Source organism: Nonomuraea sp. NPDC050022 (assembly GCF_044460705.1).
Taxonomy (GTDB): Bacteria; Actinomycetota; Actinomycetes; order Streptosporangiales; family Streptosporangiaceae; genus Nonomuraea.
Genome location: NZ_JBITKE010000009.1, coordinates 512,930 through 527,782, shown reverse-complemented (window position 1 = coordinate 527,782; position 14,853 = coordinate 512,930). Strand labels below are relative to the sequence as shown.

13 protein-coding genes, 1 other RNA gene and 1 pseudogene are annotated in these 14,853 nt (G+C 68.8%); 8 read left to right on the top strand and 7 right to left on the bottom strand.

From position 1 onward, the window contains the following. Positions 1-66 precede the first annotated feature (66 nt). The 3 genes and pseudogenes from ACIBO2_RS37660 to ACIBO2_RS37650 all read left to right on the top strand — a co-directional run bounded on the left by ACIBO2_RS37660 (position 67) and on the right by ACIBO2_RS37650 (position 1,393). The gene (locus ACIBO2_RS37660; RefSeq protein ID WP_358545302.1) at positions 67-243 is read left to right on the top strand and encodes a helix-turn-helix domain-containing protein; all 177 of its coding nucleotides are present in this window, start codon (positions 67-69) and stop codon (positions 241-243) included. 269 nt (positions 244-512) lie between these two features. Further along, positions 513-638 (top strand): annotated as a pseudogene (locus ACIBO2_RS37655) (hypothetical protein); the annotation flags it as partial. A 512-nt stretch (positions 639-1,150) separates the two neighbouring features. After that, positions 1,151-1,393, top strand: coding sequence for a tyrosine-type recombinase/integrase (locus ACIBO2_RS37650; RefSeq protein WP_358545319.1), 243 nt, complete (start codon positions 1,151-1,153; stop codon positions 1,391-1,393). Between the two features lie 54 nt (positions 1,394-1,447). Here ACIBO2_RS37650 and rnpB read toward each other — a convergent pair. The 4 genes from rnpB to ACIBO2_RS37630 form a co-directional block, all read right to left on the bottom strand. Beyond that, positions 1,448-1,843: RNase P RNA component class A (gene rnpB / locus ACIBO2_RS37645), an RNA gene on the bottom strand. A gap of 422 nt (positions 1,844-2,265) precedes the next feature. After that, positions 2,266-3,477: a bifunctional RNase H/acid phosphatase gene (locus ACIBO2_RS37640; protein WP_397303172.1), complete on the bottom strand. Its 1,212-nt coding sequence runs from the start codon at positions 3,475-3,477 to the stop codon at positions 2,266-2,268. A 34-nt stretch (positions 3,478-3,511) separates the two neighbouring features. Then, positions 3,512-4,252, bottom strand: a complete 741-nt coding sequence (locus tag ACIBO2_RS37635; protein WP_358545298.1) for a C4-type zinc ribbon domain-containing protein — start codon at positions 4,250-4,252, stop codon at positions 3,512-3,514. Positions 4,253-4,254: 2 nt separating this feature from the next. Then, entirely contained in the window at positions 4,255-5,055 is an 801-nt protein-coding gene (locus ACIBO2_RS37630; protein WP_397303260.1) for a Nif3-like dinuclear metal center hexameric protein, read from the bottom strand. Between the two features lie 114 nt (positions 5,056-5,169). On the opposite strand from ACIBO2_RS37630, the gene ACIBO2_RS37625 reads away from it, so the two are divergent. The 5 genes from ACIBO2_RS37625 (at position 5,170) to ACIBO2_RS37605 (ending at position 11,179) form a co-directional block, all read left to right on the top strand. Continuing rightward, complete coding sequence (locus ACIBO2_RS37625) at positions 5,170-6,627, top strand: flavin-containing monooxygenase (RefSeq protein ID WP_397303169.1); 1,458 nt, start codon at positions 5,170-5,172, stop codon at positions 6,625-6,627. 77 nt (positions 6,628-6,704) lie between these two features. Further along, positions 6,705-7,487 carry a GNAT family N-acetyltransferase gene (locus ACIBO2_RS37620; protein WP_358545294.1) on the top strand — a complete coding sequence of 261 codons (783 nt, stop codon included), beginning with the start codon at positions 6,705-6,707 and terminating at the stop codon, positions 7,485-7,487. 69 nt (positions 7,488-7,556) lie between these two features. Then, positions 7,557-8,987, top strand: coding sequence for an Nramp family divalent metal transporter (locus ACIBO2_RS37615; protein WP_397303166.1), 1,431 nt, complete (start codon positions 7,557-7,559; stop codon positions 8,985-8,987). 52 nt (positions 8,988-9,039) lie between these two features. Beyond that, entirely contained in the window at positions 9,040-9,996 is a 957-nt protein-coding gene (locus ACIBO2_RS37610) for a WYL domain-containing protein (RefSeq protein WP_358545317.1), read from the top strand. A gap of 58 nt (positions 9,997-10,054) precedes the next feature. Further along, positions 10,055-11,179, top strand: coding sequence for a C45 family autoproteolytic acyltransferase/hydolase (locus ACIBO2_RS37605; protein WP_397303163.1), 1,125 nt, complete (start codon positions 10,055-10,057; stop codon positions 11,177-11,179). On the opposite strand, the gene ACIBO2_RS37600 is transcribed toward ACIBO2_RS37605, so the two are convergent. The 3 genes from ACIBO2_RS37600 to ACIBO2_RS37590 are packed head-to-tail and all read right to left on the bottom strand — an operon-like array spanning position 11,151 to position 14,772. Continuing rightward, positions 11,151-12,635, bottom strand: coding sequence for an AMP-binding protein (locus ACIBO2_RS37600; protein WP_358545289.1), 1,485 nt, complete (start codon positions 12,633-12,635; stop codon positions 11,151-11,153). The two genes, ACIBO2_RS37605 and ACIBO2_RS37600, sit on opposite strands and share 29 nt — an antisense overlap. Then, on the bottom strand, positions 12,635-13,609 hold the full coding sequence (locus ACIBO2_RS37595; protein WP_358545287.1) for an acyl-CoA dehydrogenase family protein: 975 nt from the start codon (positions 13,607-13,609) through the stop codon (positions 12,635-12,637). The genes ACIBO2_RS37600 and ACIBO2_RS37595 overlap by 1 nt, the downstream gene beginning before the upstream one ends. Then, positions 13,606-14,772 (bottom strand): acyl-CoA dehydrogenase family protein, encoded by a 1,167-nt coding sequence (locus ACIBO2_RS37590; protein ID WP_357642247.1) that lies wholly within the window; start codon positions 14,770-14,772, stop codon positions 13,606-13,608. The genes ACIBO2_RS37595 and ACIBO2_RS37590 overlap by 4 nt, the downstream gene beginning before the upstream one ends. Between the last annotated feature and the right edge of the window lie 81 nt (positions 14,773-14,853).

The following is a 14,853-nucleotide window of genomic DNA, read 5'->3' as shown; positions in this document are numbered from 1 at the left end:
GCATGCAGTTCGTCCACACCGCTCGCCGCCTGACCATCCCTCAGAACGCGAACGGAGTACGTACCAGTGACTAAGGATGAACGGTTGTGGACGCTCGAGGAGGTTTCCGAGTTTCTTGGTATTCCTGTCGGCACGCTGTACCAGTGGCGTGCTCGTCGGATCGGGCCACGCGGCAGACGCGTCGGGAAGTACGTGCCCTATCTGCCCGCTGACGTGCGTACCTGGTTCCAGGAGCAGCCATGACGGTCTACGACCGCTGGCACAAATCGCACCCCAAGGTAGGCGAGAACACTTGTCCTGACCATCGCAAAGTGCCGACAACAGATCACGGCGTCGGTGACCGCTGGTAAGTCCGTTACCGTGATGAGAACAGTGATCAGCGCAAGCGGAACTTTGCTTGGCGTGCCGACGCCGAGCGATTCGACGCCACGCGTAAGGCCGACGAATCGCGTGGTGAATGGATTGACCCACGCTTGGGGCAAACCCGGTTTGCTGACTACGCCCCGACATGGATGGCCTCACGCCTGCACAAACCGGGCACGGCTGAGCGCTACGTCATCGTCATCAGGAATCACATCAGCCCGACCTTCGGCAGCATCGGCGTAGGCAGTATTCGACCGACCGCCGTAGAGGCATGGGTCAAAAGCCTTCAGTCCAAGGGCCTCGCGCCTCGAACGATCGAGACCGTGTATACGATCTTCGCGAGCATCATGCGCGGAGCTGTCCGAGACGTTCTTATCCGCAAGACGCCGTGTGTGGACATCCGCTTGCCATATGCGAGCAAGACCACGATCCGACTCTTGACCACCGATCAAGTTGTCGCGCTGCACCGGGTAATGATCCCGGAGTACCGCACACTCGTTCTGGTCGGCGCTGGCTCAGGACTTCGTCAAGGTGAAGCGTTCGGACTGGCCAGAGGTCGGCTCGACTTCAACACGGGCGTGATCACAGTCGATCAACAGGTAGTCGTGGTGAAGAGCCGGCCTATCCTCGGGACGCCAAAGAGCCCTGCATCGGTGCGCGAGGTGCCCATGCCGACGTTTCTCGCTGACGCTCTGACAAAGCACATCACGATCTACGACCCGCCTGACGTCGTGTTCCGTACAGCGCTGCGAGGCAACCTGATCCGCGCCATTACTTCAATGACCGGATCTGGAAGCCCGCGATCAAGGCCGCTGGGTTGTTCGCGGACACGACGTTCCACGACCTGCGGCACACTTTCGCCAGTACGGCTCTCGCTGAGGGCGTGCCGATCTCTGAGGTGTCCAAGTGGCTCGGGCACGAGTCGATCACTACCACCGTGGATCTGTACGGCCATCTCATTCCGGAAGCCTCCGCGCGGGCTCGGGAAGCGCTCGACAAGGCGTTCCGCTCGTCGCTGGATGTGCCCTGAGAATGCCCTGATCATGGGCATGCCTCATCCCAGCCCTGGTCAGAGTGAGATGAGAAGACGAGTCGGCCTGTAGGCCGGGTTCTGTCCTTCGTCGGAACGAAGGGGCGACCATCCATCTAGGGCCGTCGTTGCCGGCGGCCTCAAGCGGTCTACCCGCGCGGCTCGGGCGGGCAGCCCTCGAACGTCGCGCGCGGGACGCTCCGGAGAGCGTCCCTTCTTGACCTTGCTCCGGGTGGGGTTTACCTAGCCGCCCACGTCACCGTGGGCGCTGGTGGTCTCTTACACCACCGTTTCACCCTTACCTCCAGAAAAATCTGGAGGCGGTTTGCTTTCTGTGGCACTGTCCCGCGGATCGCCCCGGGTCGGCGTTACCGACCACCCTGCCCTGTGGAGCCCGGACCTTCCTCGGCGGGCCCGCGAAGGGCCCGACGCGGCCGCCCGGCCGACTCGTCTAGCTGGAAGTTTATCAAAGCTCCTTGACGCGCTCCCCGCCCTATAGAGGCGAAGATTCCCGTACTGCTTACGCAGCAGTCCATGCCACGTAAGCAGCATGAACTATGGAACAGGATGCTTGACGCTTCACCGACCCGCCTACCGGCAAGTCTCCACGTCCTGTCACCGCCCATCCGGCGGCCTCGTCGTACCGATGAATCCAGGAAGTGATCTCACAGCGAGCTTGGTTATCGCTTGCCAGTTCGATCACAGAAACCTTACCGTACGCAATTGAGTCGTCGCAACCAGTTCCGATCGCTGCACGATCACGTCCCAACGGGCACTCACACGCGGGCCCACACCATCCCGCCTTAAGACGGAAGCACCGGCCCGCATCTCGGTAGATCTACAGTCGGTTGGCAGGATGGCAGCGCGGGATGTCAGTGTAGATGGGAGGTGTCGTTGAAGGACTTCACCACGGACTGGCCGTCTGCGTAGTGCTCGATCAGCGACAGGCAGGCCAGGTCCAGGTGCATGCGGTACAGCGCGGCCGGAGGTGCCATCAGTGCGAACCGCAGCAGCGTTTTGATGGGCGTCACGTGCGACACGATCAGGACCGTCCGGCCCTCATACCGCTCGACCAGGCGCTCCTCCGCTCGCTTGACGCGCTCCGCCACGGCCTCGAAGCTCTCGCCGTCCGGAGGTGCGACAGTCGGGTCGGCGAGCCAGGCGGCCAGTTCGGCGGGCCAGCCGCGCTGGATCTCCGTGAACGTGTGGCCCTCCCAGGCGCCGAAATCGACCTCCCTGAGGTCATCGTCCGCCTCCACGGTGAGCCCTGTGCGCTGGGCGACCGCCTCCGCAGTCTGCCGGGCGCGCTTGAGGGGGGAGCTGACGATCACGTCCAGGTGGTACGGCTCGCGGGACAGTCGCTCGGCGGCGGCCGATGCCTGGGCCAGGCCATTGGGGGTGAGTTCGGCGTCGCCCAGGCCGGAGAAGCGGCGGTCGACGGACAGTGGGGTCTCGCCGTGGCGCAGCAGAAGCAGGGAGGTCGCCACTCGGGTCGGTGGGGCCCAGCCGGTGCCGCGATTGCGCTGCTGGTTGGTGGCCAGGGAGGCGGTGGGGGCTGACAAGTCAGAAATGTCCGCCGCCGCCACGTCCAGGAGATCCGTCTGTTGGGCGGATGTGGAGGTGGGCGGCGAGACCGTGAAGGCCGCGCCGCCCGCCTTCCAGGTCAGGCCCTTGGCCGCGGCGTCCATCGCCTCGTTGGCCAGGCGGTCCGCGTGCCGGTTCTGGTCGCGCGGGATCCAGGTCCACGCCGTCACCCGCAGCCGTCTGGCCAGTTTGCCGGCCTCCATGGCGAGCGGGCGCAGGCCCTCGTTCTTGATCTTCCAGCGGCCGGCCATCTGCTCGATGACCAGTTTGGAGTCCATGCGTACCGCGACCTGGGCGCCCTCACCTCCCACCGCGAGCACCGACGTCAGCCCGGCGATCAGCCCCCGGTATTCGGCCACGTTGTTGGTCGTGACGCCGATCGCCTCCGCCGCCTCCGCCAGCACCTGGCGGTCGGTGGCGTCCATGACCACGGCGCCGTAGCCGGCGGGCCCGGGGTTACCGCGCGAGCCGCCGTCCGCTTCGATGATGTAGGAGCTCATAGCCCTGACTCTGATGTACGTACGGTGTAGGAGGTCATAGCCCTGACTCTGGAGTACGTACGAGGATGCGGCGGCACTCCTCGCAACGCAGCACCTCGTCGTGCGGCGCGGCCTTGATGCGGTTCATCTCGGCGATCGACAAAGCCACCTTGCAGCCCTGGCACCGGCCGCCCCTGAGCATGGCGGCGCCCACGCCGTACTGGTCCTTGAGCTTGGTGTAGAGCGCGAGCAGGTCGGCGGGGATCTCGGCGGCGACGGCGGCGCGGCTGGTCTGGGCCTCGCCCGCCTCCTTGTCGAGGTCGACGAGCAGGGCGTCGCGGCGGTCCTCGGCGGCGGCGCGCGTGGCGGCGATCTCGTCGCGCTGCGCGATCAGGTCGAGGACCTTGCTGTCGGCGGCCTCGCGGCGTTCCATGATCTCCAGCACGACCTCTTCGAGGTCGCCCTGGCGCTTGTGCAGGGAGGCGATCTCGGACTGGAGGCTCGCCAGGTCCTTGGGCGAGCTGACCGCGCCGGAGTCGAGCCGCTTCTGGTCGCGGTCGGCGCGGGTGCGGACGGCGTCGACGTCGTTCTCGGCCTTGGCCTGCTCGCGGGCCAGGTCGCCGGCCTCGGTCTCGGCGCCGATCACGTCGGTGGCGAGCTTGGCGTAGCGCTTCGACTGCTCGTCGATCTCCGCCAGCTCCGGCATCGTACGGCGGCGGTGCGCCAGCCGGTCGACCACGGAGTCAACGTCAGCCAGGTCGAGCAGTCGTTTCTGGGCCTCGGGGGCTGCTTTCATGATCAATATCCTCTTGTCCAAGCATCGGTGACCGTGGCGGAGACACGCGTCTCAACGGTAACGCCACTCGAACCCAGGATGGACGCAGCACTGTCAAGCCATGGCCACTCGGTGGCCCAGTGCCCGGCGTCGATCAGCGCGGGGCCGCCCTCCTCGATGAATTCGCTGGTGGGATGGTGTCTCAGGTCCGCCGTGAGGAACACGTCCACTCCCGCGGCGCGGACCGTACCGAGGAGCGAATCGCCCGCTCCTCCACTGACGGCCACGCGTGTGACGCGGCGGGACAGCTCGCCCGCGACGCGGATGCCCTGCGCGGTCTCCCGCAGCCCCGCGACCGCCCGCTCAGCGAACTCCCCCAGCGTCATCGCCGACTCCAGGTCGCCGATGCGGCCGAGCCCGCGCCAGGGATCGTCGGGGAAGGGCCGCAGCGGGACCAGATCGCCGGTCAGGCCGACGGCGCGGGCCAGGGCGTCGGAGACGCCGGGGTTCGCCACGTCGGCGTTGGTGTGGGCGGTGTAGAGGGCGATGTCGTTCTTTATCAGGTTGTGGAGCAGGCGGCCCTTGGGCGTGGTCGCGGCGACGCTCGTCGTGCCGCGCAGGTAGAGGGGATGGTGGGTGACGATCAGGTCGGCGCCCCACTCGACGGCCTCGGTGGCGACGGCCGCGACCGGGTCGACCGCGAACAGCACCCGCCGCACCTCCTGCGCCGGGTCTCCGCAGACCAGGCCCACCGCGTCCCAGGACTCGGCCCGGGCGGGCGGGTAGGCCGCCTCGAGCTCCTTGATCACATCCGCCAGCGTCACTCCAGCCACCAGCGCAGACTACCGGCCGCCCGGCCCCGGTACGTGATCGGCGAGGGGTGTCGTCCGCGCGTCGCTCGGCGTAACGTAAGTGGATCCTGACATGTGGAGGCTGGCATGGCGCCGAGGGTCGCGATCATCGGAGCGGGGTTCGGCGGATTGTGCATGGCGATCCAGCTCGAACGGGCCGGGATCGGCTCCTACACGGTCTTCGAGAAGGCGGACGGCCTGGGCGGCACCTGGCGCGACAACAGCTATCCGGGTGCGGGCTGCGACATCCCGTCGCACCTTTACTCCTACTCTTTCGAGAAATATGCGAGCTGGACCCGCCGCTACCCAGAACAGCCCGAAATTCTGGCCTATCTAGAGCATTGCGCCGATAAATACGGTGTCAGGCGAAAAATCCGCTTCGGCAGCGAGGTCGAAGCAGCCGTCTTCGACGGCTCCCACTGGCAGGTCAGTACGGCCGGCACCACCGAGGCCGCCGGCACCACTGAGACCTTCGATGTCGTCGTCATGAGCGTCGGCCAGCTCAACCGCCCCCAGCTCCCCGACATAACCGGAATATCAGACTTCGAGGGCACATCCTTCCACTCCGCCCGCTGGAACCACGACCACGATCTCACCGGCAGGCGGGTCGCGGTGATCGGCAACGGCTCCTCGGCCGCCCAGCTCATCCCGCGCGTCGCCGCCGAGGCCGACCACCTGACGGTGTTCCAGCGCACCCCGAACTGGGTGATCCCCAAGCCCGACGCCACCTTCGGCCCCTTGACCAGGCTGGCGTTCCACTTCGTCCCCGGCCTCCAGCGCGCCTACCGCGAGTGGCTCTACCGGTACGCCGAGAACACCCTCTACCCCGCCCTGGCGCAGGGCTGGAGCGTCGGCCTGCTCAAGAAGCGGGCTCTGGACCACCTCCGCGACCAGGTCCCCGACCCGGCGCTGCGCGCCAAGCTCACCCCCGGCTACCCGCCGGGCTGCAAGCGGGTCGTCATCGACAGCTCCTTCTATCCGGCCCTGACCAGGCCGAACGTGGACGTGGCGACAGAGCGGATCGTACGGATCACGCCGAAGGGCATCGAGACCACCGATCGGCCGTACGAGGTGGACACGATCGTGTATGCCACCGGATTCAGGAGCACGGAGTTCCTCGCGCCGATGGAGGTCTCGGGGCGGGGCGGCCAGTCGCTGCGGGAGCGGTGGAAGCGCGGGGCGGAGGCGTACCTGGGCATCTCGGTGCCGGACTTCCCGAACCTGTTTCTGCTGTACGGGCCGAACACGAACCTGGGCCACAACTCGATCATCTTCATGATCGAATGCCAGGTGAACCACATCATGTCCTGCCTGCCGTACCTCTCGGAGCGAGGACCGATCGAGGTGCGGCCCGAGGCGATGGCGGCGTGGAGCAGGCAGCTCGACGCGGCGATGGCGCGGATGGTGTGGGGCAACGGCTGCCAGAGCTGGTACAAAACGTCCGAAGGCCGCGTCACCAACAACTGGCCCGGCCCCACGACGCTCTACCGCCGCTTGACGGCCCGGCCGCCGCACACCGCCTACCGCCCGACCGGCTCCGCGTAGAGACACCGTCCGACCGGCTCCGCGTAGAGACACCGCTCAGGATGGCTGGTCTGACCTGCGGCGGGTAGAAATCCGCAATGACGAGTGCGGAAGCGGCCGCCGCCCGCGAAGCGGCCGAGAAGACCGGTGTGACGATCCGCGAGCTGCGCGAGATCCACGATTTCCAGGAGGTCTACCGGCTGTACGACGACATCTGGCACCCCGACCCGCGCAACGCGCCCGTGCCGGTGGAGCTGATGATCGGCTTCGCCCACACGGGCGGTTACGTAGCCGGAGCCTACGAGGGCGACCGGCTGGTCGGGGCCTCGGTGGGCTTCCTCGCGGCGGACCGGACATTGCACTCGCACGTGACCGGGGCGGTGATCGGGCGCGGCATCGGCTACGCGCTCAAGCTGCACCAGCGGGCCTGGTGCCTGGAGCGCGGGCTGGAGAAGGTCACCTGGACCTTCGACCCGCTCGTACGCAGGAACGCCCGCTTCAACCTGACCAAGCTGGGCGCCCGGCCGGAGCGGTACCTGGAGGACTTCTACGGCGTCATGGCCGACGCGATCAACGAGGGGGACGCCTCCGACCGGCTGCTCGCCGTCTGGCGGTTGAGGGAGTCGCCGCCGGAGCCGTCCGCCGGGCCGTACACGCGGGGGGTGGAAGTGGCCGGGAATCGGCCGGTGATCGGCCTGGCCGACGGACCGGTGGTGCTGGTGGCGACGCCGTACGACATCGAGACGCTGCGCCGTGAGGACCCTGAGGCGGCCCGCGCGTGGCGGCTGGCGCTGCGGGAAGTGCTCGGCGGGCTGATGGGGTCGGGCGAACGTGTCACCGGGTTCACCGACGACGGGGAATATGTGATCGAAATGGACTGACTACCTATTCCACTCGGCTTTCGGATCTCTGTAATGTGGCGCTTACGCACGTCGAACAAGGAGATCCGCATGGCGGAATTCACCCCGACCGTTCCTGCGCGAGTCCTACCCCCCGTCGCCGTCCGAGACCTTCCGGAGCCTCCCCGATCGAGTTGGCGCATCATCGGCCCCGGCCTGGTCGGCGCGGGGGTCGGGCTGGCGTCCGGCGAGTTCATCCTCTGGCCGTACATCGCCTCCCAGGTCGGCCTGGTCTTCATCTGGGGCGCCGCGATCGGCATCATCACCCAGTGGTTCCTCAACATGGAGATCGAGCGCTACACGCTGGCCACCGGCGAGACCGCGCTGACCGGTTTCAGCAGGATGTGGAAGCACTGGAGCCTCGTCTTCGTCGTGATGACGCTCTGCTCGAACCTGTGGCCCGGCTGGGTGACCACGTCGGCCACGATGATGACCTACCTGACCGGCACGGGCGCCGGCAGCGTGCGCTGGATCGCGATCGGCATGCTGCTGGTGATCGCGATCGGCCTGACGATGGCGCCCGTCATCTACACCATGCTGGAACGGGTGATCTTCGTGAAGATCGCCCTGGTGGCGACGCTCGCCATTGTCGCGATCCTGTTCGCCATCAACGCCGAGAGCTGGATCGAGCTGGGCAAGGGCCTGAGCGTCGGGGCGGAGTTCCCGGTGCCGCCGCTGGAGTTCGCGGTGCTGATGGGCGCGATCGCGTACGCGGGCGCGGGCGGCGGCCAGAACCTGTGCCAGAGCAACTGGATCCGCGACAAGGGCTTCGGCATGGGCCTGTACGTGCCGCGCCTGGTCAGCCCGGTCACCGGCCAGGAGGAGGCGGCCGCGTCGACGGGCTTCCAGTTCGCCCCGACCAGGGAGAACCTGGCCCGATGGCAGCAGTGGTGGCGCTTCGCGAACATCGAGCAGGCGGCCACGTTCGCGCTGGTGTCGTTCCTGACGATCGCGCTGATGTCGATGCTCGCCTACTCCACGGTGTTCGGTAAGCCGGGGCTGGCCAACGGCATCGGGTTCCTGCAGGTCGAGGGCGAGGCGCTGAAGGCGTCGGTGGGGCCGTGGTTCGGCGTGCTGTTCTGGGTGATCGGGGCGCTGTCGCTGTTCGCCTCGGCCATGGGCATCGTCGACTACACCTCCCGGCTGGCCTCCGACGCGCTGAAGACCATTTACCTGCGGGACAGGGCCATTTCCGAGAACCGCGTGTACTTCTTCATCGTGTGGGCGATGGCGCTGCTCGGCGTCGTGATCCTGCTGCTCGGGTTCGACCAGCCGCTGATCCTGCTGGTGTTCTCAGCCAGTTTCGCGGCGGTGATGATGTTCGTGTACTCGATCCTGCTGATCGTGCTGAACCGCCGGTCGCTGCCGGAAGCCCTCAAGGTCAGGTCGTACCGGCTGGGCGCGCTCGTCTGGTCGATCGCCTTCTTCGGCACACTCACGGTGCTGACGGTGATCCAGCAGGCGAACAAACTGTTCGGCTGAATCCCCCCATCGCGGAACCAGGCTTTCCGCGATGGCGGGCAGACTGGCAGGCATGCTCGACACCTCGGCCCGCCTGCTCAAGCTGCTGTCCCTGCTCCAGGCGCACAAGGACTGGTCGGGCCCCGAGCTGTCCACGCGGCTCGGGGTCTCCACCAGGACGATCCGCAACGACGTCGAGCGGCTGCGCAGCCTCGGCTACCCCGTGCACGCCACGCCGGGTGTCGCGGGCGGCTACCGGCTCGGCGCCGGGGCCGCGCTGCCGCCGCTGCTGCTCGACGACGAGGAGGCCGTCGCGGTGGCCGTCGGTCTCGGCCGCGCGGCGGGCGGCGGCGTCCAGGGCATCGAGGAGACCTCGGTACGCGCCCTGGCCAAGCTGGAGCAGGTGCTGCCGTCGCGGCTGCGGCGCCGGGTCAACGCCCTGAACACCTACACGGTGCAGGTCCCCGGCGACGCCCCGTCGGTGGCGCCCGAGGTGCTGACCACGATCGCCAACGCCGCCCGCGACCACGAGCGGCTCCGCTTCGACTACACCGGCCACGACGGCTCCTCGGCCATGCGCGACGCCGAGCCGCACCGGCTCGTGCACCGGCGCGGCCGGTGGTACCTGGTCGGCTATGACGTCGAGCGGCGGGATTGGCGGACGTTCCGGGTAGACCGCCTCCTGCTGCGAACACCGGCCACGGGACCCCGGTTCACGCCCCGCGAGCTGCCCGGCGACGGTGACGTGGCCGCGTGGGTGGAGAAGGGCGTGACCACCGCGATGTGGCGCTATCACGCGACGGTGCTGCTGCACAGCCCGGCCGAGGTGATGCGCCGGTCGCCGCTGAAGCTGGACATCGAGCCGGTCGACGAGGCCACCTGCCTGGTCAGGCTGAGCGGCGACGACCTGCCGGGGATGGCCGTGTGGATCGGGTTCATCGGGGTGGACTTCGAGGTGCTCGACCCGCCGGAGCTGGCCGAGCACGTACTGCTCCTGGCGGATCGCTACCGACGCGCCGTACGTCGCTGATGGAGACCGTCAGCGGGCGGTAGGAGAACGGTCAGCGCCCGGCGGCAGCCTGGCGGTCATGAAGAACATGACGCAGATCGCGGGCGGCCGGAACGACTTCCAGCTCGTCCGCCACCTGACCCTCCACGGCAGCCAGGTCGAGATCGGCCGGGCGCTCACCGAGGAGGCCCTCAGGCTCGGCTGGGCGCCGACGCCCGCCGACCCCGCCGTCAACCGGGCCCGCCGGACCTGGTTCGAGCGGCACTGGCCCCAGCACCACGCCCGCATGGACGGCGCCGCCGCGGCACTCGGGCTCGACCCCGACCAGGACGAGCTGGCCCTCGACGGGCTTGGTTACATCCCCGCGGGCTCGGGCTGCTCGGCGCTGTGGTGCCCGCCGTCCGCCGGCACCGACGGCCACGGCAGGGTGGGCCGCAACTACGACTTCTTCACCACGACCACCAGCGAGATCATGGGCCAGGCCGCCCGGCCCGGCGAGCTGCCGATGTCGTCCAGGCCGTACGTGATCACCACGGTGCCCGACACCGGCCTGGCCTCCACCGTCATCACGATGTCCGAACTCGACGGCTGCATGGACGGCGTCAACGAGGCCGGTCTGGTCGTCATGCTGCTCATCGCCGACTTCTCCACCGCCGAGCCGCCGCAGAGCGTCTCGCCGCAGGTGGGGGTGGGCAGCACGCAGTTGCCCCGGTTCGTCGTCGACACCTGCGAGAACGTGGAGCAGGCCAAGCAGGCGCTCCTCGGCGCCAAGCAGTACGACCACGGCGTGCCGCTGCACTACCTCGTCGCCGACGCGCAGGGCCGGGCGTTCGTGTGGGAGCGCGGCCGGGACGGCGCGGAGCACATCATCGAGTTCGGCGACGCGCCGCTCTGCGTCACCAACCACCTCCTGCACCGCAACCCCGACCCGATGAACCTGCCCGAGGACACCGAGTCGAGCTTCCAGACGTACGGGCGGCTGCGTTCGCTGTACGAGCGGAGCAAGGGCGCGCTGATGTCACCCGAGGACCTGCGCGCGAGCCTGCTGGCGGTGCGGCCGGACCCGGCGCTGCCGTTCCGCACGGTCTGGAGCACGGTCTTCGACCCGGCCGACCGCACGCTGTCGACCCGGTTCTACCTGGGCGACGAGAAGGGGTACACCGACGAGCTGGTCTTCACCGCGAGTCGAGGTACTCCTGCCTGACCTTGGACCGTGACAGCTTCCCCGTCGGCGTGCGGGGCAGCGCGTCCCGGTATTGGATCACCTTCGGGTGCTTGAACCGGGCGATGCGCGGCTCGCAGTGCCGCAGCAGCTCGGCGGTGAGCTCGGGGTCGCCCGTGACGCCCGCCACCGGCTGGACGAGGGCGACCACGCTGTGCCCCCACTCCTCGTCGGGCACCCCGATGACGGCCACGTCCGCCACGAGGGGGTGCTCCAGCAGCGCGGCCTCGATCTCGGCCGGGTAAATGTTGACCCCGCCGGAGACGATCAGGTCGGTGCGCCGGTCGCACAGGAACAGGAAGCCGTCCTTGTCGAGGTAGCCGATGTCGCCGGGGGTGTACCACTCGCCGCGCATGCTGGCGGCCGTCTTCGCCGGGTCCTTGCGGTATTCGAAGGTGCCCAGGCTGGACTTGACGTAGATCATGCCGGGCTCGCCGGTCGGCAGCTCCTGGCCGGCCTCGTCGAGGATCCTGACCTCGAAGGTGGGCGCCGGCTTGCCCACGGTGCCAGGCCGGGCCAGCCAGTCGTGCGGCTTGACCGAGAAGGCGATCGTCGACTCGGTCGAGCCGTAGTACTCGTAGAGCACCGGCCCCCACCAGTCCATGATCCCCTGCTTGACCGCGACCGGGCAGGCCGCTCCGGTGTGGATGACCTGCCGCAGGCTCGACACGTCGTAGCGCGCTTTGACCTCCTCCGACAGCCGCAGCATCCGGTGGAACATGGTCGGGACCATCATCGCGTTCGTCACCTGGTGGCGCTCGACCAGCTCCAGGATGTTCTCCGGCTCGAAGCGCGGCGTGATCACCACGGTGTGGCCGAGATGCAGCGCGAACTGCGTGTGGGCGCACGGCGCCGAGTGGTACATCGGCGAGGTGACCAGGTGCACGGCCTCCCCCGGCACCAGGTCGACGATCTCGCCGAGAAACCAGGCATAGAGCGGGACGACCGCCTCGGGCTCGGCGCCGGACAGCGGCCGCTGCACGCCTTTGGGGAAGCCGGTGGTGCCGGAGGTGTACCACATGACGGCCCCGCCGGCCCGCCCGCCGGGCGCGTCCGTGGGCTGCCCCTCGGCCAGCCCGGCCGTGCCGATCTCGCTCCCGGGTACGTGGCCGTCGGCGGTGACCACGATCTTCGCGTCGCAGTCCGCCAGGATGTAGGCCACCTCCGCCTCGGTGAGATGCCAGTTGATCGGCACGTAGTAGAGGCCGATCTGCCCGGTCGCCATGATCATGATCACCGCGTCGAGGCCGTTCGGCAGCACGCCGGCCACCACGTCACGGTCGGTCAGCCCACGGGCGCGCAGGCCGTGCGACACCTGGTTGACCCGGGCGAGCAGCTCGCCGTACGTGGTCCGGGACCCGTCCACGTCGATGACCGCGAGCCGGTCCGGGTCGGCGGCGGCGATCGCGTAGAAGCCGGGAAGTCCGCTGATGTCCATCACAGCTCCAGCAGCTCGGCGAGGCGGGCCCGGTGGATTCGGGGCGGGCCGAGCAGCACTTCGTCGGCCTTGGCCCGTTTGTAGAACAGGTGCGCGTCGTGCTCCCAGGTGTAGCCGATGCCGCCGTACAGCAGCAGGTGGTCGCGAGCCACCTCGAAACAGGCCCGCCCCACGTACGCCTGGGCGAGCGCGGCGGCGGCGGGCAGCTCCTCCGGCGACTCGTCGGCGGCCCAGGCGGCGAAGCGGACGATGGACTCGGCCTGCTCCAGCTTGCAGTGCATGTCGGCGAGCTTGTGCTTGACCCCCTGGTAGGAGCCGATGTAGCGGCCGAAGGCGACCCTGATCTTGGCGTAGGCGACGATGGCGGCCAGCGCGGCGCGCAGCACGCCCAGCTGCTCGGCCGCCAGCGCCACGGCGAGCAGGTCGTCGACGCCGTCCGGCAGCGGGCCGAGCTCACGGCGGGGCACGCCGGCCGGCTCCACGCGGGCCTGGCCGCGGGTCAGGTCGAGCGTCTCCAGGGCGGTCCTGGTGACGCCGGGCGCGGTGAGGTCGACGGCCGTCAGGACCCCGCCCTCGCGCAGCAGCAGGACGTCGGCCTCCATCCCGTTGAGCACCCGGTCGAGCGGGCCGGTGGCGAGTGTGGCGGCGATCCGGCCTTCGGCGATGGCGGTCAGCAGCTCCTTGTCCGGCACCCGGGACAGCGCGATCGTGGCGAACGCCGTGGCCAGGAAGGGTCCGGGCAGCAGCGCGGCGCCCGTCTCCTCCAGCGCCACGGCCAGCTCCGCGAAGCCCGCGCCCGCCCCGCCGTACTCCTCCGGGATGATCAGCCCGGACAAGCCGAGCTCGCCGTTCAGCCGCGCGTACACCTCCCGGTCGTAACCCTCGCGGACCTTGGTCAGCGGCGAGGCGGCGGCCAGGAACGAGCGGACGGCGGCGCGGAGCTCCTGCTGCTCCTGGCTGAGTACGAGCTTCACCCCTGCGTCCCCACCTTCAGGTCCTTGAACGGCACGGTCTTGTCCACCCGCGGCTCGGGCGGCAGGTTCAGCACGCGGTCGCCGATGATGTTGCGCATGATCTCGTTGGTGCCGCCGCCCAGCGACATGCCGGGCGCCATGGAGATCGCCTGCGCCAGCGGGTGGCCGCCGACGACCGCCTCGGGCCCGACGAGCCGGGTCGCGAGGTCGGCCTGGTACAGGTACAGCTCGGCCAGCAGCAGCTTGGCGGCGCTGCCGCGGGCACCGGGGAAGATGCCCGCCTTGGTCTCCTGGGAGAGGCGCTGGTTGAACAGGGCGAGCGCCCGCGAGCGGATGTGCAGCTCGACCAGCTCGTCCCTGACCAGCGGGTCGGTGGTGTCGACCACCTGGCGCAGCGCCGCCAGGGAGGTGGGGTCGTCCTTGCCCTGGCCCATGCCGACGCCCGCCGAGATCGACAGCCGCTCGTGCAGGAGCGTCGTGACGGCCACGCTCCAGCCGTCGTTGACCTCGCCGACGCGGTGCGCGTCGGGGATGGGGACGTCGTCGAAGAAGATCTCGTTGAAGTTGGCCCGGCCGGTCATGTCTTTGAGCGGCCGGATCGTGACGCCCGGATGGCGCATGTCGACCACGAACATGGTCAGGCCCTTGTGCTTGGGCACCTCGACGTCGGTGCGGGCCAGCAGCAGCCCCCAGTCGGCGTGGTGGGCGACCGAGGTCCAGACCTTCTGGCCGTTGACGATCCAGTCGTCGCCGTCGCGTACGGCCCTGGTCTGCAGGCTGGCCACGTCGCTGCCCGCGCCGGGCTCCGAGAAGAGCTGGCACCAGATCTCCTCGCCGCGCAGCAGCGGCCGGACGAAGCGTTCGCGCTGCTCGTCGGTGCCCCGGTCGACCAGCGTCGGGCCCGTCATGCCCAGGCCGATCGAGAAGACGTAGGTGGGCAAGGTGAAGTCACGGGCCGCGGCGGCGAACGCGCGCTCCTCCGCCTGCGTCAGCCCCTGACCGCCCCAGCGGGCCGGCCAGGTGATGCCGGAGTATCCGGCGTCGTAGAGCCGGGCCATGAAGTCCTTGGCCCTGGCGACCGGGTCGGCCTCCGGGGAGTCACCGGCCGGAGCGTTTTCGAGGAGCCAGGCCCTGGCGGCATGCCGATACTCATCAAGGTTCACATCGTCTCCCTGACATCAGTGCTCACTTACTCTAACCAGCCGAATGCGGCACGCATAGAGCGCCATTCGGTTGGCGTTTTA

What these genes read in the sequence shown, in the direction of transcription:
- ACIBO2_RS37640 (WP_397303172.1), bottom strand. Translation starts at nt 3,477, where the DNA reads ATGAGCTCCTACATCATCGAAGCGGACGGCGGCTCGCGCGGTAACCCC.
- ACIBO2_RS37635 (WP_358545298.1), bottom strand. Translation starts at nt 4,252, where the DNA reads ATGAAAGCAGCCCCCGAGGCCCAGAAACGACTGCTCGACCTGGCTGAC.
- ACIBO2_RS37625 (WP_397303169.1), top strand. Translation starts at nt 5,170, where the DNA reads ATGGCGCCGAGGGTCGCGATCATCGGAGCGGGGTTCGGCGGATTGTGC.
- ACIBO2_RS37620 (WP_358545294.1), top strand. Translation starts at nt 6,705, where the DNA reads ATGACGAGTGCGGAAGCGGCCGCCGCCCGCGAAGCGGCCGAGAAGACC.
- ACIBO2_RS37615 (WP_397303166.1), top strand. Translation starts at nt 7,557, where the DNA reads ATGGCGGAATTCACCCCGACCGTTCCTGCGCGAGTCCTACCCCCCGTC.
- ACIBO2_RS37610 (WP_358545317.1), top strand. Translation starts at nt 9,040, where the DNA reads ATGCTCGACACCTCGGCCCGCCTGCTCAAGCTGCTGTCCCTGCTCCAG.
- ACIBO2_RS37605 (WP_397303163.1), top strand. Translation starts at nt 10,055, where the DNA reads ATGAAGAACATGACGCAGATCGCGGGCGGCCGGAACGACTTCCAGCTC.
- ACIBO2_RS37600 (WP_358545289.1), bottom strand. Translation starts at nt 12,635, where the DNA reads ATGGACATCAGCGGACTTCCCGGCTTCTACGCGATCGCCGCCGCCGAC.